Here is a 25,541-nt window from a genome sequence, read left to right as displayed (position 1 = left end):
CGGCCCATCACCCGCCGACCTCCATCACGGTGGAGCCGATCTTGAGGTGGTCGCCGCGCTTCATGGCCACCGGCGCCGACACCTTGGCGTTGTTGAGGTACGTGCCGTTGGTCGAGCCGAGGTCCTCCACGAAGAGGGTGCCGTCGCGGGCGAACACCCGGGCGTGGAGCTGGGAGACGTAGCTGTCCTCGAGGGTCACCTGGCAGCCGGCAGCGCGGCCCACCGTGAGCTCGTCTCCGAGGTCGTAGGACCTGCCCTTCTGGTCCTTGGGCTCCACCACCACCAGCCGCTCGGCCCGCCCCCGGGGGGTGACTCGGCGCTCGCGCCGCGGTGGACGGCCTCCGCGGGCGGCCCGGCCCGCGGGGACGGCGGCGACCTTGGGCCCGTTCACCTCGGCCCACACCGCCCGGAGCACGCGGAAGAAGAAGAGGTAGAGCAGGGCGAGGGCGCACAGCTTGAGGACGGCCAGCAGGGGCTCGGGCAAGGGTCAGCCTGCTTCGAAGCGGAGCTTGGCGTCGCCGACGGTGAGGGTGTCGCCGTCCTTCAGGCGCCGCTCGCTCACCGTGGCGCCGTTGACGCGGGTGCCGTTGGTGGAGCCGAGGTCGACCACCTGCCAGCCGTCGCCCACCGGGCGGATCTCGGCGTGCTTGCGGCTGACGCTGGAGTCGGAGAGCTGGATGGTGGAGCCGGGCGCCCGCCCGATGATCGCCACGGTGTCGCCGAGCGAGACCCGGGAGTCGTCGGGCAGCACCACGGTCCCGCCGCCGGTGCCCCCGGGGCCCTCCTTGAAGCGGGCGGAGAGCCCGAACGACCCGGTGCCCAGCTCCTGGTCGAGGCGGAGGAGCACCTCGACCGGCCCCATGAACGTGTAGCCCTCCTCGCGGGCGTGGGCCCGGGCGGCGTCGCCGAGCTCGCGGGTGAGGCTCTCCTCGATCTCGGCGAACTGCTCGTGGTCCTCGGGGCCAAGCGTCACGGTGAAGTCGTTGGGGGCTGCGACCTCGCCCCGGACGTTGACCGTTCGCTGGTCGTCCATCTCCCGGACGAGGCGCCGGCCGAGCTCGACCGGCCGCAGCGACGACTTGAAGGCTCGGGCGAAGACGCCTTCCACCAGGCGCTCGAGGCGCCGTTCGAATCCCTTGAGGCCCATGCGGCCGCAACTCTACTCAGGCCCCCTAGATCGCACCTCGGCCCGCGTGCGGTAGCCTCTCCGGGCTTCACTCGCGCGAGTGGCGGAATTGGCAGACGCGCAGGATTCAGGTTCCTGTGCCCGAAAGGGTGTGGGGGTTCAAGTCCCCCCTCGCGCACTCGCAGGTCGATGGCCACCTACCCGTGGGTCAGCCGTCGTCCGGCGCCGGCGCCGGAACCGCGCGCAGCGTCACCTCGGTGATGGCGTGGTGGGCGATCCCGTTGACCTCGAGCCGCCAGCCGTCGACGACCACGATGTCGCCCGGCGCCTCGGGGATCCGGCCGAGGTGGTGGAGGATGAGGCCGGCGACGGTGGTGTAGTCGCCATCGGTGTCGAGCTCGACGCCGATGTCGACGAGGTCGTGGACGGGGAACGAGCCGGCCAGCACCATGGTGCCGTCGGGGAGGTGGCGGACACTGGTGACATCGCGGTCGTGCTCGTCGTAGATCTCACCGGTGAGCTCCTCGACGAGGTCCTCCAGGGTGACGATCCCCTCGGCGCCGCCGTGCTCGTTGATGACGAGGGCGAGGTGCTGGCGGGCGATCTGCATGTCGCGCAGGGCGTCGAGGACTCCAACCGTCTCGGGGAGCACCATCACGGGGCTGGCCACCCCGGCGACGTCGCCTCCGTCGCTCGCCCCGATCAGGTCGCGCAGGTGGACCACGCCGAGCGTCCGGTCAAGGTCGCCATCGACCACCGGTGCCCGCGAGTGGCCGCGTTCCACCAAGAGCCTGACGGCTTCGTCCCGGGACGCATCGCTCGGGAGGGTGAGCACCTGGGGTCGGGGGACGACCACCTCCCTCAAGGTGCGCTCGGCCGCCTCGAAGGTGCCGTCGATGATGAGGTGCTGCAGGGGCGTGAACCGTCGCTGGGAGGCCAGCACGTCGCGCAGCTCCTCTTCGGTCATCTCCTCGATCCGGGCGTCCGGGTCGCCGCCGAGGAGCCGGACCACCACGTCCGTGGCCTTGCCGAGGAACCACACCAACGGTCGGGCCAGGGACGACAGGGCACCGAGGGGTCGGGTGGCGAGCAGTGCCCAACGCTCGGCCCGCTGCATGGCGATCCGCTTGGGGGCCAGCTCGCCGACCACGAGGGTCACGAAGGTGAGCACGGCGGTGACCGCCACGATCGACACCGGTCGGGATGCCCGTCCGAGGAAGCCGAGCACCTCATCGAGCGGCTCGGCCAGGGCCACGGCCGCCGTGGCCGAGGCGAGGAACCCGGCCAGGGTGATGCCGATCTGGATGGTCGCCAGGAAGCGGTTCGGGTCGCGCGCCAACGCCGCCAGGCGCCGGCCGGTCTCGCTCGCCTCCGCGAGCCGCGCCAGGCGCGACTCGCGCAGGCTGATCAGGGCGATCTCGCTGCCGGCGAAGACCGCGTTGATGAGCACCAGCACCACCACCAGTCCCAACTGGGGGCCCACTCCATCCAAGGGACGCTCCTCCTGCTCTCGGGGCGCGCCGGGTGCGCGCCCACGTCACGAGTGGTCGGAGGGCCGAGGAGGAGCGCGCCCGTGCCGAGGTGGGGATCGCCGGGGAGCGGTGCGCGTACTTGGAGGTTCAACAGCCATCGGCCGGCGTCAGGCTAGGACTGGCAGGCTCGCCGGATCAATCGGTGGTCGGCGAGCAGGCGCAGGGCGAGCTTCCTCGCCTCCTCCACCCACACCACGCTCGACGCCACCGCGACGCAGGCCAACCACTGGCCGGAGGTGATGGTGGTGGTGTCGAAGAGGGCCCGCATGGCACCGAGGTGGGTGGTGCCCACCTGGAGGGCGGCGACGGCGCCGAGCGCCCACCACAGCTTGGCGTTGGTGAGTGTCTGGCGGCGGAACACGCTCAGTCGGTCGCTGCGGGCGTTGAGGATGTTGAAGAACTGGAACAGCACGAAGGTGTTGAACGCCATCGTCCCCGCCGCCGTGGGAACGCCCGCCCGGGCGGCCTCGCCCGGCGCGAGGGCGAGGACGGTCAGGGTGCCAGCGGCCATCACCGCCGCCGACAGCCCGATGGTCACCCACCGGCCCCTGGTCAGGATGCGCTCGGCTCGCGGTCGGGGCTGGCGCTCCATCACGTCGTGGTCCACGGGGTCGAGCCCGAGGGCCATGGCCGGGGGGCCGTCCATGATGATGTTGACCCAGAGGATCGAGATGGCGCCGAACGGCTTGCCACCGGCCAAGCCGAGCACCGACGACCCGAGGAAGAGGGCGGCGAAGCCGAGCGTGGTGCTCAGCTGGAAGCGGACGAACTTGACGATGTTGTCGTAGATCCCCCGACCGTGCTGGACGGCCTGGACGATGGTGGCGAAGTCGTCGTCGGTGAGGACCATGGTGGCGGCCTCCTTGGTGACCTCGGTGCCGGTGATGCCCATTGCGATGCCGATGTCGGCCCGCTTCAGCGCCGGAGCGTCGTTGACGCCGTCGCCGGTCATGGCCACCACGTGGCCCTGAGCCTGGAGAGCGGCGACCAGCCGCAGCTTGTGCTCGGGCGACACCCGGGCGAACACCGAGGTGCCCGGCAGGGCGTCGGCGAGCTCGGCGTCGGTCATGGCATCGATCTCCGCGCCGGTCATCGCCGTCACCCGGCCGATCTCGTCGGCGAGCCCGAGCTCCCGCCCGATGGCGATGGCGGTGGCGGCGTGGTCACCGGTGATCATGGTGACCCTCACCCCGGCCCTCCTCGCCGTGGCGATCGCCGAGCGGACCTGGGGGCGGGGCGGGTCGAGGATGCCGACCAGGGCGACCACGGTGAGGTCGTGCACGATGGCGAGGGGGTCGTCCTCCGCCTCGGCTCGCCACCCTTCGGCCAGCTCGCGGTCGGCGACCGCCAGCACCCGTAGGCCCTGGCCGGCCACGCGCTCGTTGTGGGCCTCGAGCCGGTCGAGCGCCTCGGCGATGGGGATGGGGAAGCCGCCGGGCCCGATGGCGTGGGTGGCGCGGGCGAGCAGCTGGTCGGGGGCGCCCTCGACCAGCAGGCGGATCGACCTCCCCCCGCCGGGGAGCGGCCACTCGTGGACGCTGGCCGCCAGCTTGTGGCTCGAGTCGAACGGGACCTCCGCCAGGCGGGGGTGGGCCGCTCGCATGGCAGCGACGTCGAGGCCACCCTTGGAAGCGAGCACCACCAGGGCACCGTCGGTGGGGTCGCCGACCAGGGCCCACCCGCTGTCGTCGCTGCGCCGGACGCTCGACTGGCTGCACAGCGCCATGGGTGCCAGCGCCCGCTCCAGGATCCCCTCGGCCAGGTCGTCGGCGCCGTCGATGGCGCCGACCGGCGCGTAGCCCTCCCCCGAGACGGCCAACGAGCGATCCTGCAACACGAGCTGGCGGGCGGTCATCTGGTTGAGGGTGAGGGTGCCCGTCTTGTCGGTGCAGATCACGCTCGTGCACCCGAGGGTCTCCACCCCCGCCAACCGCTTCACGATGGCGTTGCGCTTCGCCATGGTGGACACGCCGATGGCGAGGGTCACCGCCGTCACCGCAGGGAGGCCCTCGGGGATCGACGCCACGGCCAGGGCCACGGCGGTGAGCAGGAGGTCCTCCACGGTCTGCCCCCGGAGCAGGCCGATGCCCACCACGAGGGCGACGATCACGCCGGCGAGGCCGGCCAGGCTGCGCGCCAGGCCGTGGAGCTGGTGCTGCAACGGCGTCAGCTCGTCCGCAGTGCCGCGCAGCAGGTCGGCGATGTGGCCGATCTCGGTGTCCAGCGCCGTGGCCGTGACCACCATCTCACCCCGCCCCCGGGTGACGGTGGTGTTCATGTATGCCATGTTCCGTCGGTCGCCCAACCCCACGCGGTCTCCCGCGACGGGTGAGGTCGACTTGGCCGAGGGGACGCTCTCGCCGGTGAGAGCCGCCTCCTCGACCTCGAGCTGGTGGGCGACCAGCAGGCGGCCGTCGGCGGGGATCCGGTCACCGGCCTCCACGACCACGACGTCGCCCACCACCAGCTCCTCGGCCGCCACGGCGTGCTCCTGCCCGTCGCGGCGGACGCGTGCGGTGGCCACCAACATGGTCCGTAGCGCTGCGAGCGATGCCTCGGCCCGGTTCTCCTGCACGAAGCCGATCACGGCGTTGACGGCTACGACGACGAGGACCACCACCGGTGTCTTCAGCTCCCCCGAGACCAGGAAGCTGATGACCGCGGCCGCGACCAGGATGAGGGTAAGGAGGTCACGAAGCTGAGCCGCCAGCCGCCGCCAGGCCGGCACCGGCACTGCCTCGGGGAGGCGGTTGGGCCCGCTGCGAGCGAGGCGGGCCACCGCCTCCACGCTCGACAAACCGACGTCGGCCTTCACGCCGAGTCGGGCGAGGATCGTGGCGGCATCCTCGGCGTGGGGTGCGTCGCCGGGGGTCCGCGCAGCGGATGCGGTCAGGTTCGTCACGTGGTTGCCTTCGGTCGGGGGTGGGACCGAAGGTCTCTCCCGACCGCCGAAGCGATCCGCTGCCCCGAGCCGCTGGCGGCCGTGATGACGAGGCAGGCACAGCACCGAGGTGCCGGGGATACTCCCCTTCTTCCTGTCACCGAGAGCGTAGCGGCCGGCTAGGCGTCACCGCGCGACGCAGCGGTTGCGCAGCTCGCCGATCACCTCGGCTCCGCTGACGATGACCTCGCCGTCTTGCAGGAAGCGGCCCCTCGGAGCGCCCACCCCCGAGGGGGTGCCGGTGAAGATCAGGTCGCCCGGTTCGAGGGTGCAGATCGACGACAGGTGCTCGACGAGCTCGGGCACGGGGAAGATGAGGTCGGTGGTGCGCGCCTCTTGCATGCGCTCGCCGGCGACCTCGCACCAGATCCCGATGTCGTCGGGGTCGGTGAAGGCGTCGACGCTGACGACGGCGGGCCCGATGGGGCCGTAGGTGTCGAAGCTCTTCCCGAGGGAGAACTGGGCCGGGTTGCCGTTGAGCTGCACCGTTCGGTCGGAGATGTCCTGGCCGAGGCAGAGCCCGGCCACGTGCGCCCAGGCGTCGTCGGCGCTGACGTGGCGACCGCCGTGGCCGATGACCACCACCAGCTCGACCTCCCAGTCGACCGTCGGTCCCGAGAGGACGACGTCGGCGGTGGGGCCGGCCAGGCAGCTCGGGAACTTGGTGAACGTGACCGGCGCCGTGGGCAGCTCGAGGTTCGACTCGGCGGCGTGAGCGCGGTAGTTCAGCCCGATGGCGAAGACCTTGCTCGGCCGGGGCACGCACGCGCCGAGGAGCGTGTCGGCTACGTCGCCACTGGGGGAGCGGTCCGCCGCACGGGCCTGCAGGTCGTGGAGCTCGGGGTGGCGGGCGACGGCAGCCATCGGCTCCGCCAGCGCCTCGTCGCCGCCGAGCACCGCCAGGTCATACCAGTGGTCGCCCTCGACGAGCGCAGCGCGGCCGTCGACGTTGGCCAGCCTGAACATGGAGCACCTCCCGCGTGTGGTCGTCGAATGATCGCAGGCGGACCGCACCGACGGTGACCGCGTGCCCACCGGTGTCGGGGCGCCGTCGCCGCCGCGGCTCCCGCTCCGCCTACTCGAAGGGGCGGTCCTCCCACCACGGGTAGAAGTCGGGCATCCCGTCGCTCACCCGCATGGGGAACTCGGCGGGACGCTTCTCGAGGAACGAGGTCACCCCCTCGCGGGCATCCGCGCTCGCCCCCCGGGCGCCGATGGCGCGCGAGTCGACCTTGTGGGCTTCCATCGGGTGGTCGGCGCCGAGCATGCGCCACAGCATCTGGCGGCTGAGGGCGACCGACACCGGCGCGGTGTGCTCGACGATCTCCCGGGCGATGGCACGCGCCGCGGGGAGCAGGTCGACGGGGGCATGGACGCTGCGGACCAGGCCACCCGCCAGTGCCTCCTCGGCGCCGAAGACCCGCCCGGTGACGACCCACTCCTGGGCCTGGCTGATGCCGACCACCCGTGGAAGGAACCAGCTCGAGCACGCCTCGGGAACGATGCCCCGGCGGGCGAAGACGAAGCCGATCTTGGCCGTCTCGGAGGCGAGCCGGACGTCCATGGGCAGGCACATCGTGATGCCCACCCCCACCGCCGGTCCGTTGATGGCGGCGATGACCGGCTTGGTCGACTCGAAGATCCGCAGCGCGACCCGTCCGCCGCCGTCGCGGGGCACCCCTGCGTCGTCGATGTCGACGCCCACCTCGGCCCCCCGGGCGCCGGCGTCGAAGGTGTCGCCTCCCGACGACAGGTCGGCCCCGGCGCAGAAGCCGCGGCCCCGACCGGTGACGATGACGGCGCCAACGTCATCGTCGGCGTCGGCCCGGTCGAAGGCGTTGAGCAGCTCGTTCATCATCCGCCCCGTGAAGGCGTTGAGCTGGTCCGGGCGGTCGAGGGTGATGGTGAGCACACCGTCGGCCACGTCGTAGGAGATCTGGGTGAGGTCCACACCCCTTTGCTAGCCGAGCCGGAGGAGGTGGCGCGGCGCGCTCAGGTCTCCTCGCTCACCTCGGCCGAGGCCTCGACGGTCTCGTCGCGCAGCTCCACGTCGGGGAGGATGACGCCCCGGGCCCGCAGCTCGTTGCCGACGGCGGACACCATGGCGGCGAGGGGCACGGCGACGAAGGCGCCCACGAGCCCCCCGACGATCGCACCGGTGGTGATCACGACGATGATCACCACCGGGTGGAGGGCCACGGCGCGGGCCATGACGACGGGCTCGAGGAAGTTGCTCTCGACCTGCTGCACGAGGAGGACCACGCCGAGGATGATCAGGGCGTCGGTCAGCCCCCCGCTCACGAGGGCCACGATCACCGCGACGCCACCGGCGAGCGTGGCGCCCACCAACGGGAAGAACCCGCCGAAGAAGGTGAGGATCATGAGCGGGATCACGAGCGGTACCCCGACGATGATCAGGCCGGCGCCGATGCCGATGGCGTCGACGGTGGAGACGACGATCGTGCCTCGCAGGTAGCCGCCGAGGCTGAACCACGCCCGGCTGGCGGTGGCCCGCACGGTCTCCTCGTCGTCCCGGCGGACGTGGCGCATGAACCACGAGGTGATGCGGTCGCCGTCCTTGACGAAGAAGAAGCCGAGCACGAGGGCGATGAGGAACCCGGCCACCACCTCGAGGGCGAGGACCGCCCCGGTGGTGAGCTGCTCGGTGAGCTGCTCGGTGCTGCCCCGGAGCTGTTCGAGCGCCCGGCTCGAGTAGTCCTCGATCTGGCTCTCGTCGAGACCGAGCGGCCCCTCGATCAGCCAGGCCTGGATGTCACCCAGGCCCTCCGAGAAGGCGTCGCCCAGCTCGCTGAACTGACGCACCACCGCCGCCCCGAGGAAGACGAGCACCCCGAAGAAGGCGAGGTAGGCGGGGATGACCACCGCCACGGCCGCCAGGGTGCGCTTCCAGCCCTTGCTCACCAGCCACTGCACGGGCGGGATGAGGGCGGTGGCGATGAGCACGGCGATGAAGATCGGCAGGACGATGACGATCAGGAGGTGAAGCACCACCAGGACCACGACGACGGCGACGGCGACGAGCAGCACCCGCCAGGCGATGGCCGCTACCCGCTCGAGGTTGGGCGGGACACCCGGCGTCGAGCGGTGCTGGTCGGCGCGGCCCGTCATGGCCCCTCGACCCGTCGCGCCTGGACCTCGGCGAGGGCGCGGGCGACGTCGGGGCTGGCGCCCGAGCCAGCCGAGCCGTTGAGCACAAGGAACCAGTGGGGCCCCCGGGTGAAGGCCACGGCATAGGCGGTGAACGTCCCGGCCTCGGACTCGTCGAGCGTCACGTAGCCGCGCGCCCCGTCGACCCCGGGCACGTCGAAGGGCTCGGCCCCCCGGGCGAGGAGGGTCTCGGTGCCATCCTCCAGGTACCGGGCAGCGGCCTCGTCGCTCCCGAGCTCGTAGGCGGCCACGTAGACGACGTCGTCGTCGGGTGTCAGCCAGGCACGCGACCACCCCCGCTGGAACCCGCGGGTCTCGAGCAGGGCGCGCTCGGCCGCGTGGTCGACCTCGGCGGCCGCGGCCCCCTCGAGGTCGAGCGGGCCGGCGCCCATGGCGGCGTCCGCCTGGACGTAGCCCTCGGGGGCGTCCTCGATGAGCAGGTCGGCCATCGACGTGTCCTCCGGCATGGTGGTGGTGGTCTCGGGCGTGAGCTCCAGGGTGCCAGGTGCCGCGTCGCCGATCCGGCCCTCGCCTCCATCACCGCCGCACGCCGCCAGGAGGACGGCGGCGAGGGCGACGGCTCGCACCCTCACCACGCCAGCGCCCCGATGCCCACCATGCCCACGACGCCCATGGTGGCCCATGCCACCACCGGCTCGCGGTGGCGCAGCGCTGCCATCCGCCGGCCCATGGCCGGACCCGACCGGGCGCCGGCCACCACCACGACCATGGTGGTCACGCGGGCGACGGCGAAGGCGGCGCCGGTGGCGGCCGACGCCCACGGCCCGAGCGAGGCGGCGACGAGGAGCATCGCCCACCACGTCCATGACGTCAGGATCGTGAGCGGGCCCACGCCGAGCCGGGCGCCGTACAGCAGGGCGGCGGTCCCGGGGCCGAAGAGCCGCCCCCATGCCTGGGGGACCTGGCGTCCCACGGCAAGGGGGCGGAGCCGGCCGGTGGTCCGGTGGGCGAGGTCGGCGACCACGGCCACGCCGGCGGCAGCCGCTGCCCCGGCGGGGGGCAGCGGCTCCCCGCCCGCACCGGCCCACGCCGCGCCGAGGGCCAGGCCCACAAGCCCGCCGGTGGCGACACCGGCGAGGGCGAGCACCGCCACGACCCACACTCCTTCGGCCCCTCGCACGGAGGGGCGCACGGTCTCGGCGACCGAGAGGCCTCAGGGCGACCAGAGCGACCGCAGCCCGGCCGCCACGGCGAGCACCGCAGCCACCACCGCCGGGATCACCGCCGTGCCGGGTTGGCGCGTGCCGACCAGTAGCCGTCGGGCTGGGCGGACGGCTGGCCGGCGGCTCGGGCCTCGCCGACGGGACGCTCCGACTCGGGCTGAGAGATGACGGGGAGGCCCTGGCCTGCCTGGCCCTGGAGGAAGTGGGTGTCGAAGCGGTTGAGCGACGACTGCAGGTCGTAGATGCCGGCATCGCCGAGGGCGCCGAGGGAGCCGCCGACGACGCCCCGGGCGAGCGAGGGCTCGTGGGCCACGATCCAGCGGTAGATGTCGGCGCCGAGGACGCCGTCGGGGTGGAACAGCAGCACACCCCGGCTCCCGGCCAGGCCGGCCGCCACCTCGGTGCTCCCGGCGGGCACGAGGTTGACCGACAGGTTGATCCGGCGCTCGTCCCGGGCGGCGAGGTCGGCGAGTGCCAGGCCGAGGGCGACATGGTCGGCGCCGTGCACGGCGAAGGCGCCGGCCACCTCCGGTGCCCGCTCGGCCATGCCGGGCCCGACGAGGTAGGTGACGGTGGCGGGGGCGTCGGGGCCGGTCGTGAGCGAGACGGCCTCGTCGAAGCCGACCACCAGGGCGGCCCGCCCGGCGCCGGCGACGGCCGCTGCCGCCGGTGCGGCGGTGGCCGACGGCCCGGTGGCGGCGACGGCCAGCACCCGACTGCCGCCGACGCGCGCCAGCACCCAGCGGGCCGTCTCGGCCGAGGCCGTTGCCAGGTCGTCCGCCTGGTGGACCCTGGTCACCTGCAGACCCATGGACGTCAGCGCCGCGTCGACCGCCGGGGTCATGGCCGGGCCGACCACGAAGGCCTCGACGGCGCCGAGGCGCTGGATCTCGTCGGCCACGGGTGAGGGGACCCGGTCGCGGTCGCTGAGCAGGAGGGGCCCGTGCACCGCGGCGGCGACGGGCCCGGCCACCGAGGCAGCGAGGTGGTCGTGGGCGTCGCCGATGACCACCGCACCCCCGCGCCCTGCGGCCGCCAGCCCGCTGCGGGCGACCGCCACGGCGGCGGCGCTCATCCCTGCGGCCCGCAGCGTGGGCTTGGCCATGACCCGGGGGTCGGCGAGGCAGCTCTCGAGGATGCAGAGGACGTTGGTGCCACTCGGGCAGTACCCGTGGACGTTGGGGTAGTCGACCCGGCAGCAGTCGCAGATCTTCTTCAGCCCGCCGTTGGAGCAGCAACCGGGGCTGGCGTACCAGCACCAGCCCCACACGTCGCCGGGCCCGACGCAGTCGAAGGTCGGGCACTTGGCGGCGACGCCCGACTGCCCGCAGACGCGGGCTTCGGCTCGGTCGGCCAGCAGGGTGGCGAGGGCGGGGCCCCCGGCGACGAGCACCGCCACCTTGGCCATCCGGTCGAGGAAGGAGCGGCGGGTCGTGCGAGCCGCGAGGCGCCGGCCGAGGCGCTCGACGGCGCCGTTGAGGCCGGCGACGCCGGTGGTCGTGGGCTCCTGCCTCACTCGTCCGTCCCCTGGGCCGACTCGGCGCGCTGGCGGGCCTCGAGGAGGAGCTCCTCGACCTGCTCGAGCGAGTTGGCGACCCCCCGGCCCCGGACGATGCCCTCGCGGTCAACCGCCACCACGTAGGGCGTGGACTGGACGTTGAACGCCGAGAAGGTCGGTCTGGTCGTGTCGTCGAGGTCGATGACGTGCATGGCGAGCTCCCGGTACTGGCGGCGCAGGGCGTCGAGCGAGGGGCGGAGTGTGGCGCAGACCTCGCAGGTCGGCGCGGTGAAGGCGAGCAGTGTGGCCCCGGCCTCGCCGTAGCGGTGCTCGGCGGCCATCGGCGCCGGGCGGTCGAGCTCGGGCCCCTCGCCGGCGAAGTGCACGCCGAGGGGGTGGAGACGGGCGTGGAGCACCCCGATCTGGCGCAGCAGCGCCACCACCGACACGGCGAGCACGAGGACGGCCAACCACAGCAGGACGTACGAGGCGACCCACACGCTGCCGCTCATGGCCGCCTCACCCTGGCCCGCCGCTCAGGTCGACTCGGAACGTCGCCCCGGTGGCCCGGCGGACCTCGCAGAGGGCCAGGACCAGGGCGGCCACGGCGGCGGCGGTGGTCACCGCCACCACCGACTCGAGGGTGGGGACGACGACCCGTGGTGCAGTGGCGGCGATCACCGCGGCGAGGGCGAGGACGCCGTTGCGCACGAGCTCCACGAACGACACCGGCTCGCTCCGGGCGGTGCCGAAGCAGCCGCAGCCCACGTCGACGCCGGCCCGCAGGGCGCGGACCAACAGGGTGGTGAAGCCGGCGAGCACCGCCAGCGCTACCACCGCCGCCCACCCAGGCACGAGGACCAGGCCGGCCGCAAGGCCGAGCTCGGCGACGGGCACGGCGGTGGCGAGGCCGGCGGGCGCCGGGAGCCCGAAGGCGCGGAAGGTGCGCTCGGTGGTGCCCCGGTCGCGCAGCTTGGCGACACCCGCCCAGGCGAAGGTGGTGGCGAGCACCAGGGCGACGCAGTAGGCGACGGCGTCCACGGTCAGGAGCCCTCGTCGTCGCTGGGTCCGATGCTGGTGGCGCTGGATGCCGGTGGGGACGCGACGACCACGGCGGTGGTGTGCACCGGTGAGGACGACCCACCGGTCGACCCGCGGAAGGTGGCGTCGCCGTAGGCGAAGACGCCGCCGTCGCGCGCCACCAGCCAGTAGCCGTCGCCGGTGGCGGTGGTTGCCATGCCCACGATGGGCTGGTTGAGGGCGATCCCGCCGGCGGACCCTTGGAAGCGGGCGGCGCCGAAGCTGAAGACGCCGCCGTCGCGCGCCACCAGCCAGTAGCCGTCGCCGGAGGGGTGGGCGGCCATGCCGACCACCGGCTCGTTCAGCCGCCGGTCGCCGGTGGAGCCGCGGAACGGCGTCCCGCCGAAGGCGAAGACCCCTCCGTCGGCGGCCACGAACCAGTAGCCGCGGCGGGGCGATGCCGCCATGCTGACGATGGGTTCGTTCAGGGTCAGGTTGCCCGTGGAGCCGTAGAACGGGGCCCCGTGGCTGAACACGCCGCCGTCGCGCGCCACCAGCCAGTAGCCGTCGCCGGAGGGGTGGGCGGCCATGCCGACCACGGGCTCGTTGAGGGCGATGCCGGAGGTGCTGCCACGGAAGGGAGCGTCCCCGGCGCGCAGGACCACGCCGCTGGCGGTGGCCATCCAGTAGCCCTCGCCGCTCGGGGTGCCGGCGGCGGCCACGACCGGCGAGGGCAGGCCACCGACCCCGGCGTCGCCGAGGGTGGCGGCGTCGCTGAAGGTCCGCACCCCGCCGTCGGCGTCGACGAGGCGGTAGCCCTGGGCGCCACCGCCGGCTGCCGTGGTGGCTCGGTGGCCGCCGCCGTCGTGGCTGGCGCCGCCACCGACGGTGAGGCCCGCCACCAGCGTGATGGCCGCGAGCAGGAGGGCAGCGGCCGCGGGCGAGCGCCGCTTCCGCATGGTGGATAGCGTGGCGCCGCCGAGCACCGACCAACGGTAGCCCGGTGGTCGCACCGACACGGGCGCAGGCGGATCTCGCCCGCCCCTTGCATCTGGTCTGGATCGGCCGATGGGGTGCGTGAGGTTCGAGCGGTGACCCGGGGAGTGGCCGATGGCGATGGCAGGTGAGCGGGGTGGCGCCCTCTCGTTGGACCGCGTCGTGTCGGGTGCGGTCACCTCGGAGGTCTTGAGCCTGGTGCGGGTGCGGGAGGGCGACGACGGCGTCGCCCGGCTCCTCGAGCTGGCAGGGGAGCGACGCTCGGTCGCGGAGCTCGAGGACCTCACGGACTGGAGCTCCTATGAACAGGGCCGCTGCCTGCTCGAGGCCGCCGGCGAGGTCCTGGGCGGCAGCCACCACCTCCGGGAGGTGGCGCAGCACTGGGTGCGCGCCGGGGCTGCCGGTGACGTCGCCGCCGTCCTGCAGTCCCTCGGGTCGCCCGAAGCGCTGCTCGAGGCCATGCCGGAGGTCGTGTCCAAGTTCTCGACGGTGACGCCGATGGAGACCGTCGAGGTCAGGGAGGGCGGTGGCGTCGTGGCGGCCTGGCCGATCGAGGGGGCACCCCGCTACCGGGAGGTGTGCGACTACACCGCCGGCGCCCTCGGCATCGTCCCGCTCATCTTCGGGCTCGGGCCCGCCGAGGTGCGCGAGGTGGCCTGCGTCCTCGACGGGAGCGACCGGTGCGTCTTCGACGTCCGCTGGGCCGCCCACACGAGCAGTGAGGCGGCGGCCGAGGCGCTGCGCGGCGAGCTGGCGGCCGTGAACGCCCGCTTCGACAGCTTCCGGCGGACGGTGGCGAGCCTGGTGGCCGGAGGCGACCTCGACGAGCTCCTGCGGCGGATCGTCGACCAGGCCAGCGGCGCCGTGCGGGCCCCCGCCCACCTGCTGGCGATCCGGATGGGGTCGGGAGCGCCGCTGGTCCACAGCGTGGGCCTCACCAGTGGCGAGGCGGAGCTACTGGCGGACGACGTGCTGACCGGCGACCCGGACGACGGCGCTGGCTCTCGCCTCGTGGTCGACGTCACCTCCGACGGGCGCCGCCACGGCCGCCTCGTGGCCCTCTTTCCCCCCGGGTCCCGCTTCCTCGAGGCCGACCGCTCGCTCCTCGCCGACTACGCCGACTTGGCTGCGGCCGCCATCGCCCAGGCCGCGGCGCTCGAGAGCACCCGCCGCGACGCCCTCACCGCCACGGCCCTCCTCGATCTGGCGTGCACCCTGGCCGAGACGACCGACGGCGTCGAGGTGGCCGAGGCCCTCGTCGAGGCGGTCACGGAGGTCATCGACTGCGACCGGGTTGCCGTCTACCTCTTCGACCGGGAGACAGCGCTGCTCCAACCCGTTTCCTTCCGGGGCTTCCCCGCCGAGCACGAGGCGTTCCTGCGAAAGGTGACCATCTCGGCCGACGACACCCCCCTGTTCGAGCAGATGCTCACCATGCCCGAGCCGCTCTGCTTCACCGCTGACGTCGACGACCCGTGGGTCGGCGCCATGATGCAGGCCACGGGCCTGGAGGCCGTCGTGGTCAATCCGCTGGTGAGCGCCGAGCGCTTCTACGGCGTCAGCGCCGCGGGGGTGGTGGAGCGGCCCGAGCGCCTCGAGCCCACCCCGGAGCTGCTCGCCCGGTTCCGGGCCCTCGCCGATCAGAGCGCCACCGCGCTGCGCAACGTCGAGCTCGTGGCCCACATCCAGCACCAGGCGCTCCACGACGGACTCACCGGCCTGCCGAACCGGGCGCTCTACGAGGACCGGGTCGAGCTCGCCCTCCAGCGCGCTCGGCGGACCGGCCACGAGGTCGCCGTGCTCTTCGTCGACCTCGACGACTTCAAGAAGGTCAACGACACCTACGGCCACCGCGGTGGCGACGAGGTCCTGTGCCTGGTCGGCGAGCGCCTGCGCGGCTGCTTGCGGGCGAGCGACACCGTGGCCCGCCTCGGCGGTGACGAGTTCGTGGTGCTGGTGGCCGACTCGCCCAACGGGGCGGGCATGGCCGCCGAGGCGGTGGCCGCAAAGGTCCTCGACGCCCTCCGGATGCCCTTCGCGGTCGACGGCGGCGAGGTCGTGGTGTCGGGGAGCATCGGCATCGCCACCTCGATCGGCGGCGACCAGGACCGGGCCGCGCTGCTACACGCCGCCGACGACGCCATGTACGCGGCCAAGGCGGCCGGGAACGGCCGCTGGGCGGTCGCCGGGTCGTAGCCGGGGTCAGCCGGCGTCGTCGTCGGGCGGTGCGGCCGGCGGGGGCAGGGTCACCACGGTGGGGTCTTCGTGGTGGGCGCGCCGCCAGGTCCCCTCGGCCCGGGAGACGACCTCGCGGAGGGGCAGTCCCGTGCGCTCGGCCACCCGGACGGCGTCGTCGTGCTCCACCTTGGCCCGGCCTGGCGAGACCTTGACCCGCACCACCAGGCCCTCGACCTCGACCTCGTCGACGGTGCGCCGCACCGGCCAACGCTCGATGGTCCCGCCGCGGACGCCGAGGGTGCCGGTCTCGGCGACGAGCACGCCTCGGATCTCCGCCGCCAGAGCCACGTCGGCCAGCACGCTCACGGTGTGAGCCGGCCGGCCCTTCTTCATCACGATGGGGGTCACCCAGGCATCGTGGGCACCGGCGTCGAGCAGGGCGGCGATGGTGTGGGCGAGGGTCTCGCCGGTGACGTCGTCGACGTTGGCCTCGAGCAGCACCACCGGCTGGCCTCCTGTGCTGGAGGCGGTGGCCGGCGACCGCTCGGCCCGTCCCACCACGACCTGGGTCATGTTGGGCAGGTCGTCGAGCTCGCGGGTGCCGGCCCCGAAGCCGCTGGCGGTGATCGTCATCGCCGGCATCGGCCCCCACGAGGTGGCGAGTGCCGCCAGCAGACCGGCGCCGGTCGGCGTGGTGAGCTCCACGCCGACATCGAGGCCCCGCGTCGGTGCGCCGGCCAGGAGGGCGACGACCGCCGGCGCCGGGTTGGGGAGGGCGCCGTGGGCGGTGCGCACCATGCCGGTGCCGGTCGCCACCCGGCTGGCGGCCACCTCGTCGACCTCCAGCACCTCCAGTGCGGCGGCCACCCCCACGATGTCGACGATGGCGTCGATGCCGCCCACCTCGTGGAAGTGCACCTGCTTGAGGGGCCGGCGGTGCATGCGAGCCTCGACCTCGGCGATGCGGGCGAAGGTGGCCAGTGCCCGCGCCCGGACCCGCTCGGGCAGGCGCGCCTCCTCGATGACGCCGGTGATGTGGGTGTAGGTGCGCACCACGGTGTCGTCGGCGGCCACGACCACCGCCGAGGTGGCGGCGATGCCGCCCCGCATCGTGGGGCGAGCCTCGAGGCGCCAGCCGGTCACCGGCAGCCGTCGCAGCAGGGCCCGGACCTCGTCGACGTCGGCGCCGGCGTCGATCAGGGCGCCGAGGGCCATGTCGCCGGCGATGCCGGCGAAGCAGTGGAACCAGGCGACGGTGGACCCGCCGGTGCCGTCAGCCATGGCGGCCGAGGACCCCGACGGTGCGGGCCACGGCGCAGGCGGCGCCGAAGCCGTTGTCGATGCCGACCACGGTGATGCCCGCCGCGCAGCTGGAGAGCATGCCGAGGAGGGCGGTCACGCCCTCGAGAGCGGCGCCGTACCCGACGCTGGTGGGCACCGCCACGATCGGGGCGGCCACGATGCCGCCCACCACGCTGGGCAGCGCACCCTCCATGCCGGCGACCACCACGACGACCTCGGCGGCGGTCAGGTCGTCGAGCGCTTCGAGCAGGCGGTGCACCCCGGCGACGCCCACGTCGGTGACCCGGACCGTCCGCAGCCCGTAGGCGGCCAGGGTGGCGGCGCACTCGTCGGCCACCGGCAGGTCGGCCGTCCCGGCGGTGACGACGGCGATCCGCTCGCTGCGCTCGGGCGACGGTCGCCACACCACCGTCGCCGGCCCGTCGCCGGTGACGGTGAGGGTGCCGCCCGGTGCGGCGGCGAGGGACGCGGCGACCTGGGCCTGGTCGGCCCGGGTGAGCAGGACCGGCCCGTCGCCGACCGACAGCAGCTCGGTGACGATGGCGGCGCACTGCGCCGGTGCCTTGCCCGGTCCGTAGACCGCCTCGGCCACGCCCTGGCGCAGTCGCCGGTGGTGGTCGACGCGGGCGAAGCCGAGGTCGGCGAAGGGGAGGCGCCGCAGTGCCGCCATTGCGTCGTCGGGGGCGACGGTGCCTGCCCGCACCCCCTCGACCAGCGCTCGGAGCGCGACCTCGTCCACCCCTCCATCCTTGCCGCTTCGGCCCGGCCCGGGCGACGCCGTAGCCTGCAGCGCCATGCCACGCATCGGCTTCCTCGGCCCCCTCGGCACGTTCACCGAACAGGCGCTGTTGACCCAGGCCGACCTGGCGGCCGCCGAGCTGGTGCCGCTGGCCTCCATCCCCGACGTGCTCGCCGCCACCAGCGATGGCGAGGTCGACCTCGGCTTCGTGCCCATCGAGAACTCCATCGAGGGCTCGGTCAACATCACCCTGGACGCCCTCACCTTCGATGCCGACCTCCTGTTGCAGCGCGAGGTGGTGATCAACGTCGTCATGAACCTGCTGGTGCCGCCAGGGGTCACCCTGGAGCAGGTGGAGCGGATCGTCTCGATCCCCGTGGCCACCGCACAGTGCCGGCGGTGGTTGCAGGCCCACCTGCCCGACGCCGAGCACGTGCCCGCCAACTCCACCGCCGAGGCGGCTCGCCTCGTGGGCGAGGAGCGCGACGGGCGCTCGGCCGCCATCGCCCCGGCGCTGGCCGGTGAGCTGTACGGCCTCACCGCCCTGGGCACCGACATCGAGGACCACCCCGAGAACCAGACCCGCTTCGTGGTGGTCGCCCGGTCCGGGGTCCCGGCGCCCACCGGGCACGACAAGACCACGATCGTGTGCTTCCAGCACGCCGACCGACCCGGCAGCCTCCTCGGCATCCTCCAGGAGTTCTCGGCGCGGGCCATCAACTTGACCTACCTCTCCTCCCGGCCCACCAAGCGCAGCCTCGGCGAGTACTGCTTCTTCATCGACCTCGAGGGCCACCTCGCCGACGAGGTGGTGGCCGACTGCCTGCGCGAGCTCAAGGCCAAGCTGGCCGACGTGAAGTTCCTGGGGTCGTACCCCGCCGCCGGCGACCAGGGTGACGCCGTGCGGCGTGACGTGGTGGCCTCGTGGCGGGCGGCCGACGAGTGGCTGCGCGCCATCCGAGCCGACGTGGTACCCGGCGAGGGGTAGCGTCGCGGGGCGAGGAGCGGTGGCAGAGTCCGGTCGATTGCAGCTGCCTTGAAAGCAGCCGGCCCTCCGGGGCCCGGGGGTTCGAATCCCTCCCGCTCCGCCACGAGGCCGGTCCGGCCGCCTCGCCCGGTATGGTGGTGCGGCTCATCGGGAGAGGTGCCGGAGCCAGGTTGAACGGGACGCCCTGCTAAGGCGTTGTGGTCCGCAAGGGCCACCGTGGGTTCGAATCCCACCCTCTCCGCTCTGCCCCCCGCTGTCTGTCGGGGAGGGCGTGCCGGTTCGGTGTGACCGAAGTCACCCGGACCAAATGTTACGGATCGGCGTCGCGACCGGTAACGTTCTCGCAACAACCACAACCAGCACGTCCTCGACGCGCGCCGCGACCTGAGCCCCAGGTCCCTCTGGCAGCGTCCCGACACCTGTCCGCTCCTCGCTCGTTTGCGTGAGGGGAGTGCGGTTGCCCCCTCCCACCAGCTCGCCTGGCGGGTGCGCGTGGTGGCCCCGGGCCTGGAGGTTCTCCCGTGATCACCCATCCCCTCGATCGACGCACGACGCCCATGGCGCCGCTCCCGGAGCGCCGCGCCACCCGGTGGCCCCTGCGTCGCGCTGTGGCCGCCGCTGCGGCGTTCGCCACGGTGGCCGGCCTGGCCCTGGTGCCGTCGTCGTTGCCCGCGTCGGCCGATGCCGGCTCCGTCTACGGCTTCGGCAGCGCCGGCGACCACGGCGAGCCCGGCGCCGCCGTCGCCGAGGTGGCGGGCATCGCCGCCGCCCCCCAAGGAGAGGGCTACCTCGTCGCCACCCGCGATGGCGGTGTCCACGCCCGCGGCGACGCCTCCTTCCACGGCTCGATGCACGGCACCCCCCTCGCCCAGCCGGTGGTGGGCATCGCCGCCCACCCCACGGGCGACGGCTACTGGATGGTCGCCCGCGACGGCGGGATCTTCTCCTTCGGCGCCGCCGAGTTCTTCGGCTCCACCGGCGCCATGCGCCTGAACCAGCCGATCGTCGGCATGAGCCCGACCCCCTCGGGCGAGGGCTACTGGATGGTGGCCTCCGACGGTGGCGTCTTCTCCTTCGGCGACGCACGCTTCCTCGGCTCGATGGGTCACACCGCCCTCAACTCGCCGGTGGTCGGCATGGCCACCACCCCGAGCGGCGACGGCTACTGGATGGTCGCCGCCGACGGCGGGATGTTCTCCTTCGGCGACGCGGTGTTCCGCGGTTCCGCCGCCGACAGCCCCAGCGCCGACATCGTCGGGATGGATGTCTCGCCCTCCGGTGACGGCTACTGGCTGGCGACCGAGCACGGCGGGATCTTCTCCTTCGGCGACGCCGGCTTCTACGGGTCGTTCGGCGAGACCCGCCCGCAGGCGCCCATCACCGGCGTCGCCGCTCAGCGCACCGGTGACGGCTACTGGCTGGTCACCGGCAAGCCCGAGCCGGCTCCCGACGTGCACTCCGCCTCAGTTGACCCCCGCTGGGACCGCCTGGCGGAGTGCGAGTCCGGTGGCAACTGGTCGATCAACACCGGCAACGGCTACTACGGCGGGCTGCAGTTCAGCCTCAGCTCGTGGCGGGCCGTCGGCGGCACCGGCTACCCCCACCAGCACTCCCGCCTCACCCAGATCGAGATGGGAGAGCGCCTCCGGGCCGAGCAGGGCTGGGGTGCCTGGCCCCATTGCAGCCGCAAGCTCGGCTACACCTAGGGGCTCACGGGTCCTGTACCGACGGGAGGCCTTCCCAGCCTCCGCAGGCTCCGGCTGGGCCCCTTCCGTCGGCGCCACAAGCTCGCTGTCCGCTGAAGAGGGTCCCGGCCTCCGGCCGGGGCCTTCTTCGCGGTCAGGTGGTGTCGGTCTTGTCCTTGGCGAAGAAGCCGAGGATGGCGCTGAGCACCGCCAGGATGAGGGCGACGTAGAGGACCCACCGCAGGGCGCGCAGCACCACGCCGAGGATGCTGAGCACCACGATGGCGGCGACGATGACGCCGATGACTCGCCACATGGGCGGACCTCCCTGGTCGACGGGTCGCGGGGATGTTCCCCGTCCCCGCTCCCGCCAGTCCACCCGCTCGGGGCGCACGCGTCCACCGGCGGTGGCCGGGCCGCGCCGGCGACCGGGCGGCTAGAGGAGGTCGAGCAGCTCGCGGGGGTGGCGAAGGACGACATCTGCCGCCAGGTCGACGGCCCGGGGGTTCCACGCCGCGGCGGCGAACGCGGCGCCCTCCGCAGCAGCGCAGCGGGCGTCGTGGGCGGTGTCGCCGACGAAGACGACGTCGGCCCCGCGCATGTCGAGGGCAGCCAGGACGGGGCCCAGCCGCTTGGGGCCGCCACCGAAGTCGTCGGCGAAGAGGGCGACCTCGGGCTCCCAGCCGAGGCCAGCCAGCTCAGCGACGCCCGAGACCCTCGCTTTGTTGGAGCACACCGAGTAGCCGGACAGCGCGGCGAGCGCTTCATCGACCCCGGGGAAGGGTCGGGCCTCGGAGGTGTCGTAGGCGGCGAGGTAGTCGTCGAGTGCCAGTCCGAGGCGGGCGCACTCGTCGGCCACCACGTGGCCGAAGGTGACCTGATCGGCGGGCACGCCGAGGCGGACGAAGGCGCCGGCCAGGGCGGCGTCGGAGTCGAGCAGGGTGCCGTCGAGGTCGAAGACGAGGTAGGGCATGGCTCCTCCGGGTGGGGTGCCGCCATGGTGGCCGATGCCGTCAGGGCGACGGCATCGGCGGTGCCGGCCCGCCCGGCGGTGGGTCTGAGGCCTCGATGATGAGGCGGGGGCCCCGGTCGTAGGTGAGGTAGCTCCAGGCCCAGTTGACGAACACGCTCAGGCGGTTCCGGAACCCCACCAGCAGGAGGAGGTGGAGGCCCAGCCACGCCAGCCACGCCGGCGTCCCCGAGAGCCGGATGCCGAGGGGGAGGTCGGCCACCGCCGCCCGGCGGCCGATGGTGGCCATGGTTCCCCGGTCGCGGTAGCGGAACGGCGCCGGGCTCGTGGTGCCCTCGGCCTCGGCCCGCAGGACCGGCCCGACGTGGGCGCCCGACTGCTTGGCCACCGGGGCGAGCTGGGGGAGCGGCCGCCCGTCGGGCCCGAGGACGGCGGCCACGTCACCAACGGCGAAGGCCTCGGGGTGGCCGGGGAGGCGGAGGTCGTCGCCCACGACGATCCGCCCACCGCCGGTCTGGTCCACTCCGAGGGCGTCGGCGAGGGGGTTGGCGCGCACGCCTGCCGCCCACACCAGCGTCGAGGTGTCGATCCGCTCGCCCGACGTCAGGGTCAACGCGTCGGCGGCGACCGACGCGACCTGCTGACCGAGGCGCAGCTCGACACCCCTTCGGCGCAGCTCCTCCACCCCGTGGCGACGTGATTGGGGGCTGAACGGGCCGAGCACGGTGTCGGCCATCTCGACCAGCACCACCCTTGCGCGGTGGACCGCCAGGCGGGGGAAGTCGTGCCGCAGTACCATCTCGAAGAGCTCCATGAGGGCGCCGGCGATCTCCACCCCCGTCGGCCCGCCGCCCACCACCACGAAGGTCAGGGCGCCGCGGTCGATGAGCAAGGGGTCCTCGTCGGCGGCCTCGAAGCGCTCGAGGATGTGGTTGCGCAGCCGGATGGCGTCGGTCAGCGAGTACAGCGGGAAGCCGTGCTCCTCGGCGCCGGGCACCCCGAAGAACCCCGCCACCGCGCCTGCCGCCAGCACCAGCCGGTCGAAGGGAAGGGCGGGGTGGTCGCCGTCGAGCTCGAGGGTCCGCTGGTCCCAGTCCACTCCTGTCACCACGCCCCGCCGCACCGTCACGTTGTCGACGCCGGCGACGATGCCGCGGACGGCGTGGCTCACGTCTGCCGCCGCCAGGCCGGCCGTGGCGACCTGGTAGAGGAGGGGCTGGAAGGTGTGGAAGTTGTTGCGCTCGACCAACGTGACCTCGGCCCGCGAGCCCGCCAGCGCTCGTGCGCAGTCGAGGCCGGCGAAGCCCGCACCCACGATGACCACCCGCATGATCGTGATTGTGTTCACAAGATGGGCCCGGCGTCGAGGGGTTTCCAGGGACCGCAGGTCGGCTGGGAGCCTCAGGACCGAGGCGGTAGGCTCGTCCCTCGCAATCCAGCGCTCGTAGCTCAACGGATAGAGCATCTGACTACGGATCAGAAGGTTGGGGGTTCGAATCCCTCCGAGCGCGCGAGAATGCCCTGGTCATCGGGTTCGTGACCTGAGCAGTGCCTCGCTTCGGACCCCTCTTGGCAATCCGTTGGCAATCCCGACGGGTCGCAACCTGAGAGGGAGGTCCCCATGCGAGGGCACCTGCAGCAGCGCAGCCGCGACACCTGGCGGCTGAAGGTCTACGTCGGCCGATCGGCCGACGGGAAGCGCCGGTACATCGAGCGGACGGTGCGCGGCAGCCGCCGGGACGCCGAGGGTGAGCTCGCCCGCCTGGTCGTCGAGGTCGACGAGGGTCGCCACGTCGCCTCGGCGCCGATGACGGTCTGCGAGGTGGTCGACCGGTGGCTCGAGATCAAGGCGTCGACGGTGGAGGCCAACACCGAGCGGGGCTACCGGTGGGTGGCCGAGCGCTTCGTGAAGCCGGCCTTCGGCGACCGCAAGGTGGCGTCGATCCGCACGCTCGAGCTCGACCACTGGTACCAGCAGCTCCGGTCGTCGGGCGGCCGGCGCGGCAGGCCGCTGTCGGGGCGCACGGTGCGCTACTGCCACACGGTGATGCGCCAATCGCTCGAACAGGCGCGCAAGTGGGGCCTCATCGCCCGCAACCCGGCAGTCGACGCCACACCGCCGGCAGCTCGCCGGACGGAGATCAAGCCGCCTTCGGTGGCCCAGGTCCACGATCTGCTGGCAGCCTCCTTCGAGTTCGATCCTGACTTCGGCGTCTACCTCTGGCTGCTCGCCGTCACCGGTTGTCGTCGGGGCGAGGGGTGCGCGCTGCGGTGGAGCGACATCCGGTGGGACCGAGGCGAGATCGCCATCAGCCGCTCCATCGCCCAGGTCGACCAGCAGCGGATCGAGAAGGACACCAAGACCCACCAGGCCCGCCGAGTGTCCGTCGATTCCGCTACGGGTGACCTGCTGCGTGAGTTCCACCTCCGGGCCCGGGAGCGGGCCCTGGCGGTCGGGGTGGCGCTGGCCGACGATGCGTTCCTGTTCTCCGAGGAGGCCGACGGCTCGGCGCCATGGCGACCCGACGTCTGCACGAACTGGTTCGGTCGCCTCCGGGCCGACCTCGACCTCGACCACGTCCGGCTCCACGACGTCCGCCACTTCGTGGCCACCGCGCTCGGCGACGCCGGCACGCCGATCGCCACCATCAGCGCCCGCCTCGGCCACCGGGACAAGGCCACGACCCTGAACATCTACAGCCACTCGCTCCCGGCCACGGATGCCGAGGCCGGCGCCGTCATGGGCGCGCTGCTCGGGACGATCCCGGATGGGCGCGGTCGGGCCACGAGTGGCCCAGGGTCCTGATGAGCGTCGGCAAGCAGTGCTCAGCGCGCCGACGGCGCGAGAGCCACCATCGCAGCGCCGGGCAGAAGGGTCCATGCTCGTGGAGGAGTGGTCGCCAGCTTCGCGGGTGAGCAGCCGGGTGGGGGGCCTCGCAGGGGTAGGGGGTTGACATCGGGGGGTACAGTCCGCATGTAGTGCACGTACAACTGTGCGACAGCACACTTGTGGTAGTGCTACAGTCAGCCGGCGTTTGACCGACAGTGAAGTATGCACTTCCCGAAGGGCGTGGAAGCGGTCGAGCCCGTGAGAGGAGCGTGTGCGGATGACCCGCACCACGGATGAGAGGGTCGAGGCGGTCATCGAGGCGCAGGAGCGCGCCTACAAGGAGTCTGTCCAGCGCTCTGCCGTGCAGATCGCCGCGCAGCTCTTGGAGATGGTCGGCCAGCGGATCGCAGCCGTCGGGGTCGGGCTCTCCGACGCTCGCCCGATCCGGGCCTGGGCCGCCGGAGGAGAGATCCGCTCCGACAACGAGGAGGGGCTACGGCTGCTGTACCGCGTCGCCCGCTCGATCCAGCTCGTCTACGACGAGGAGACCGCTCGAGCGTTCCTGCGGTCCAGCAGTCCGTTCCTGGGGGACCGCTCGCCGCTGGAGGTCGTCGCCGAGGGCGATGCGCGGGCGGTGCTGGAAGCGGTGCGCGCCTTCCTTGAGGACTGACGACAGGCTCGCTTCCTCGAGCACGGGTGTCTGGAGCAACGGCTACGCCGGGTCCACGGGCGTGGGGGCGTGTCGGTCGACGTGCAAGAGGCGGTGGGAGCGCGCGCAGCGTGAGACGCAGGTGTCCCGGAGGGAAACCTGCAAGGGTGTGTCCGGAGGATGGGATGGTTCCCGGACTCACGGTGCGTGGGATCCCGGATCGCAAACGACTGTTGCGCTCTCGTGCGGGACGGCCAGCGACAGTAGGAACGCCGGGTTCCTATGGAGTCGGGAATCCGCGCCCCTCGCTCGTGCGAGATGGGTGTGGCGTCCACCCACGGCTGCCGGAGCGCTACAAGGGCGCCCGTTCGTCGCCCTCGGCGACTGTCACCTGGCGGCAGCAGCACTCCGGATGCCGAGCGCAGGCCTGCACGATCACGCCGTGCTGCACGAGGCAGCCACAGTCTGCGCAGGCGATCTCCACGACCCCGACGGTAGCGGGCAGGGCCGGCGATCTCGACCCGCCGAGAGGCGTGGAGTGCCTCTCTTCCATCGGATCCCGGAGCCAGTCCGCCTGGTTCGCTCCTGTCCAAGAGGTTTCCGGTTTCCGTCCCGTGCCAGGTCCAGCGGGTCCCGCACAGTACGAATTCGGATTCCTGCGCGAGATCCCGTGCTCCTCAGTGGCCTAGTGAGGTAACTGGACCATCGAGGAGGTCACCATGCTGAACCGCTCCA

23 protein-coding genes and 4 tRNA genes are annotated in these 25,541 nt (G+C 73.1%); 9 read left to right on the top strand and 18 right to left on the bottom strand.

Translation table 11 applies throughout. The features are described from left to right. Positions 1-7 precede the first annotated feature (7 nt). Complete coding sequence (locus tag VMN58_05200) at positions 8-484, bottom strand: FHA domain-containing protein (GenBank protein HUF32589.1); 477 nt, start codon at positions 482-484, stop codon at positions 8-10. 3 nt (positions 485-487) lie between these two features. Beyond that, a complete protein-coding gene (locus VMN58_05195) occupies positions 488-1,147 on the bottom strand; it encodes a DUF3662 and FHA domain-containing protein (protein HUF32588.1) in 660 nt (219 codons plus the stop codon). Positions 1,148-1,220: 73 nt separating this feature from the next. Here VMN58_05195 and VMN58_05190 point away from each other — a divergent pair. Further along, positions 1,221-1,304 (top strand) — tRNA-Leu (locus VMN58_05190). Positions 1,305-1,334: 30 nt separating this feature from the next. Here VMN58_05190 and VMN58_05185 read toward each other — a convergent pair. From VMN58_05185 to VMN58_05135, 11 genes are all read right to left on the bottom strand, one after another. Beyond that, positions 1,335-2,609 (bottom strand): hemolysin family protein, encoded by a 1,275-nt coding sequence (locus VMN58_05185; protein ID HUF32587.1) that lies wholly within the window; start codon positions 2,607-2,609, stop codon positions 1,335-1,337. A 161-nt stretch (positions 2,610-2,770) separates the two neighbouring features. Further along, a complete protein-coding gene (locus VMN58_05180; GenBank protein ID HUF32586.1) occupies positions 2,771-5,560 on the bottom strand; it encodes a cation-transporting P-type ATPase in 2,790 nt (929 codons plus the stop codon). A gap of 165 nt (positions 5,561-5,725) precedes the next feature. Then, the gene (locus tag VMN58_05175) at positions 5,726-6,565 is read right to left on the bottom strand and encodes a fumarylacetoacetate hydrolase family protein (GenBank protein ID HUF32585.1); all 840 of its coding nucleotides are present in this window, start codon (positions 6,563-6,565) and stop codon (positions 5,726-5,728) included. Positions 6,566-6,674: 109 nt separating this feature from the next. After that, a complete protein-coding gene (locus VMN58_05170; GenBank protein ID HUF32584.1) occupies positions 6,675-7,550 on the bottom strand; it encodes a crotonase/enoyl-CoA hydratase family protein in 876 nt (291 codons plus the stop codon). Between the two features lie 41 nt (positions 7,551-7,591). Beyond that, on the bottom strand, positions 7,592-8,728 hold the full coding sequence (locus tag VMN58_05165) for an AI-2E family transporter (protein ID HUF32583.1): 1,137 nt from the start codon (positions 8,726-8,728) through the stop codon (positions 7,592-7,594). Next, positions 8,725-9,363 carry a hypothetical protein gene (locus VMN58_05160; protein ID HUF32582.1) on the bottom strand — a complete coding sequence of 213 codons (639 nt, stop codon included), beginning with the start codon at positions 9,361-9,363 and terminating at the stop codon, positions 8,725-8,727. Before VMN58_05160 ends, VMN58_05165 begins: the two co-directional genes overlap by 4 nt. After that, on the bottom strand, positions 9,357-9,908 hold the full coding sequence (locus VMN58_05155; GenBank protein ID HUF32581.1) for a hypothetical protein: 552 nt from the start codon (positions 9,906-9,908) through the stop codon (positions 9,357-9,359). Before VMN58_05155 ends, VMN58_05160 begins: the two co-directional genes overlap by 7 nt. 98 nt (positions 9,909-10,006) lie before the next feature. Next, on the bottom strand, positions 10,007-11,467 hold the full coding sequence (locus VMN58_05150) for a hypothetical protein (protein ID HUF32580.1): 1,461 nt from the start codon (positions 11,465-11,467) through the stop codon (positions 10,007-10,009). Next, a complete protein-coding gene (locus VMN58_05145) occupies positions 11,464-11,961 on the bottom strand; it encodes a thioredoxin domain-containing protein (GenBank protein HUF32579.1) in 498 nt (165 codons plus the stop codon). Before VMN58_05145 ends, VMN58_05150 begins: the two co-directional genes overlap by 4 nt. A 7-nt stretch (positions 11,962-11,968) precedes the next feature. Next, the gene (locus VMN58_05140) at positions 11,969-12,490 is read right to left on the bottom strand and encodes a MauE/DoxX family redox-associated membrane protein (protein ID HUF32578.1); all 522 of its coding nucleotides are present in this window, start codon (positions 12,488-12,490) and stop codon (positions 11,969-11,971) included. A gap of 2 nt (positions 12,491-12,492) precedes the next feature. Next, the gene (locus VMN58_05135; GenBank protein ID HUF32577.1) at positions 12,493-13,428 is read right to left on the bottom strand and encodes a hypothetical protein; all 936 of its coding nucleotides are present in this window, start codon (positions 13,426-13,428) and stop codon (positions 12,493-12,495) included. Positions 13,429-13,579: 151 nt separating this feature from the next. On the opposite strand from VMN58_05135, the gene VMN58_05130 reads away from it, so the two are divergent. Next, positions 13,580-15,661: a diguanylate cyclase gene (locus VMN58_05130; protein ID HUF32576.1), complete on the top strand. Its 2,082-nt coding sequence runs from the start codon at positions 13,580-13,582 to the stop codon at positions 15,659-15,661. Positions 15,662-15,667: 6 nt separating this feature from the next. Here the strand turns inward: VMN58_05130 and larC are convergent, their stop codons facing one another. Then, entirely contained in the window at positions 15,668-16,924 is a 1,257-nt protein-coding gene (gene larC / locus VMN58_05125) for a nickel pincer cofactor biosynthesis protein LarC (GenBank protein HUF32575.1), read from the bottom strand. Then, positions 16,917-17,684 (bottom strand): nickel pincer cofactor biosynthesis protein LarB, encoded by a 768-nt coding sequence (gene larB / locus VMN58_05120; protein HUF32574.1) that lies wholly within the window; start codon positions 17,682-17,684, stop codon positions 16,917-16,919. The genes larC and larB overlap by 8 nt, the downstream gene beginning before the upstream one ends. Before the next feature lie 55 nt (positions 17,685-17,739). Between larB and pheA the strand changes: the two genes are divergently transcribed. The 4 genes from pheA to VMN58_05100 all read left to right on the top strand — a co-directional run bounded on the left by pheA (position 17,740) and on the right by VMN58_05100 (position 20,378). Further along, on the top strand, positions 17,740-18,672 hold the full coding sequence (gene pheA / locus VMN58_05115) for a prephenate dehydratase (GenBank protein ID HUF32573.1): 933 nt from the start codon (positions 17,740-17,742) through the stop codon (positions 18,670-18,672). Between the two features lie 13 nt (positions 18,673-18,685). Continuing rightward, positions 18,686-18,775: transfer RNA gene (locus VMN58_05110), tRNA-Ser, on the top strand. A gap of 47 nt (positions 18,776-18,822) precedes the next feature. Beyond that, positions 18,823-18,913: transfer RNA gene (locus VMN58_05105), tRNA-Ser, on the top strand. A 280-nt stretch (positions 18,914-19,193) separates the two neighbouring features. Further along, positions 19,194-20,378: a transglycosylase family protein gene (locus tag VMN58_05100; GenBank protein ID HUF32572.1), complete on the top strand. Its 1,185-nt coding sequence runs from the start codon at positions 19,194-19,196 to the stop codon at positions 20,376-20,378. 133 nt (positions 20,379-20,511) lie between these two features. Here the strand turns inward: VMN58_05100 and VMN58_05095 are convergent, their stop codons facing one another. The 3 genes from VMN58_05095 to VMN58_05085 form a co-directional block, all read right to left on the bottom strand. Then, positions 20,512-20,673: a hypothetical protein gene (locus VMN58_05095; protein ID HUF32571.1), complete on the bottom strand. Its 162-nt coding sequence runs from the start codon at positions 20,671-20,673 to the stop codon at positions 20,512-20,514. A 120-nt stretch (positions 20,674-20,793) separates the two neighbouring features. After that, positions 20,794-21,330 (bottom strand): HAD-IA family hydrolase, encoded by a 537-nt coding sequence (locus VMN58_05090; protein HUF32570.1) that lies wholly within the window; start codon positions 21,328-21,330, stop codon positions 20,794-20,796. Positions 21,331-21,370: 40 nt separating this feature from the next. Next, on the bottom strand, positions 21,371-22,657 hold the full coding sequence (locus VMN58_05085; GenBank protein ID HUF32569.1) for an NAD(P)/FAD-dependent oxidoreductase: 1,287 nt from the start codon (positions 22,655-22,657) through the stop codon (positions 21,371-21,373). 108 nt (positions 22,658-22,765) lie between these two features. On the opposite strand from VMN58_05085, the gene VMN58_05080 reads away from it, so the two are divergent. The 3 genes from VMN58_05080 to VMN58_05070 all read left to right on the top strand — a co-directional run bounded on the left by VMN58_05080 (position 22,766) and on the right by VMN58_05070 (position 24,827). Further along, positions 22,766-22,838 (top strand) — tRNA-Arg (locus VMN58_05080). 110 nt (positions 22,839-22,948) lie between these two features. Then, positions 22,949-24,133, top strand: a complete 1,185-nt coding sequence (locus tag VMN58_05075) for a site-specific integrase (protein HUF32568.1) — start codon at positions 22,949-22,951, stop codon at positions 24,131-24,133. A 301-nt stretch (positions 24,134-24,434) separates the two neighbouring features. After that, positions 24,435-24,827: an antitoxin Xre/MbcA/ParS toxin-binding domain-containing protein gene (locus tag VMN58_05070; GenBank protein HUF32567.1), complete on the top strand. Its 393-nt coding sequence runs from the start codon at positions 24,435-24,437 to the stop codon at positions 24,825-24,827. The last annotated feature ends 714 nt before the right edge of the window (positions 24,828-25,541 follow it).

The sequence above is a fragment of the Acidimicrobiales bacterium genome, assembly GCA_035512495.1.
GTDB lineage: Bacteria > Actinomycetota > Acidimicrobiia > Acidimicrobiales > CADCSY01 > DATKDW01.
The sequence above is the reverse complement of the archived record's forward strand: the minus strand, read 5'-3'. Positions and strand labels throughout refer to the sequence as shown.

Excerpts from the sequence above, each read along its gene's own strand:
- VMN58_05085 (HUF32569.1), bottom strand. The coding sequence starts at position 22,657 with ATGCGGGTGGTCATCGTGGGTGCGGGCTTCGCCGGCCTCGACTGCGCA.
- VMN58_05070 (HUF32567.1), top strand. The coding sequence starts at position 24,435 with ATGACCCGCACCACGGATGAGAGGGTCGAGGCGGTCATCGAGGCGCAG.
- VMN58_05090 (HUF32570.1), bottom strand. The coding sequence starts at position 21,330 with ATGCCCTACCTCGTCTTCGACCTCGACGGCACCCTGCTCGACTCCGAC.
- VMN58_05145 (HUF32579.1), bottom strand. The coding sequence starts at position 11,961 with ATGAGCGGCAGCGTGTGGGTCGCCTCGTACGTCCTGCTGTGGTTGGCC.
- VMN58_05075 (HUF32568.1), top strand. The coding sequence starts at position 22,949 with ATGCGAGGGCACCTGCAGCAGCGCAGCCGCGACACCTGGCGGCTGAAG.
- VMN58_05165 (HUF32583.1), bottom strand. The coding sequence starts at position 8,728 with ATGACGGGCCGCGCCGACCAGCACCGCTCGACGCCGGGTGTCCCGCCC.
- VMN58_05175 (HUF32585.1), bottom strand. The coding sequence starts at position 6,565 with ATGTTCAGGCTGGCCAACGTCGACGGCCGCGCTGCGCTCGTCGAGGGC.
- larC (HUF32575.1), bottom strand. The coding sequence starts at position 16,924 with ATGGCTGACGGCACCGGCGGGTCCACCGTCGCCTGGTTCCACTGCTTC.
- VMN58_05130 (HUF32576.1), top strand. The coding sequence starts at position 13,580 with ATGGCGATGGCAGGTGAGCGGGGTGGCGCCCTCTCGTTGGACCGCGTC.
- VMN58_05195 (HUF32588.1), bottom strand. The coding sequence starts at position 1,147 with ATGGGCCTCAAGGGATTCGAACGGCGCCTCGAGCGCCTGGTGGAAGGC.
- pheA (HUF32573.1), top strand. The coding sequence starts at position 17,740 with ATGCCACGCATCGGCTTCCTCGGCCCCCTCGGCACGTTCACCGAACAG.
- VMN58_05095 (HUF32571.1), bottom strand. The coding sequence starts at position 20,673 with ATGTGGCGAGTCATCGGCGTCATCGTCGCCGCCATCGTGGTGCTCAGC.
- VMN58_05135 (HUF32577.1), bottom strand. The coding sequence starts at position 13,428 with ATGCGGAAGCGGCGCTCGCCCGCGGCCGCTGCCCTCCTGCTCGCGGCC.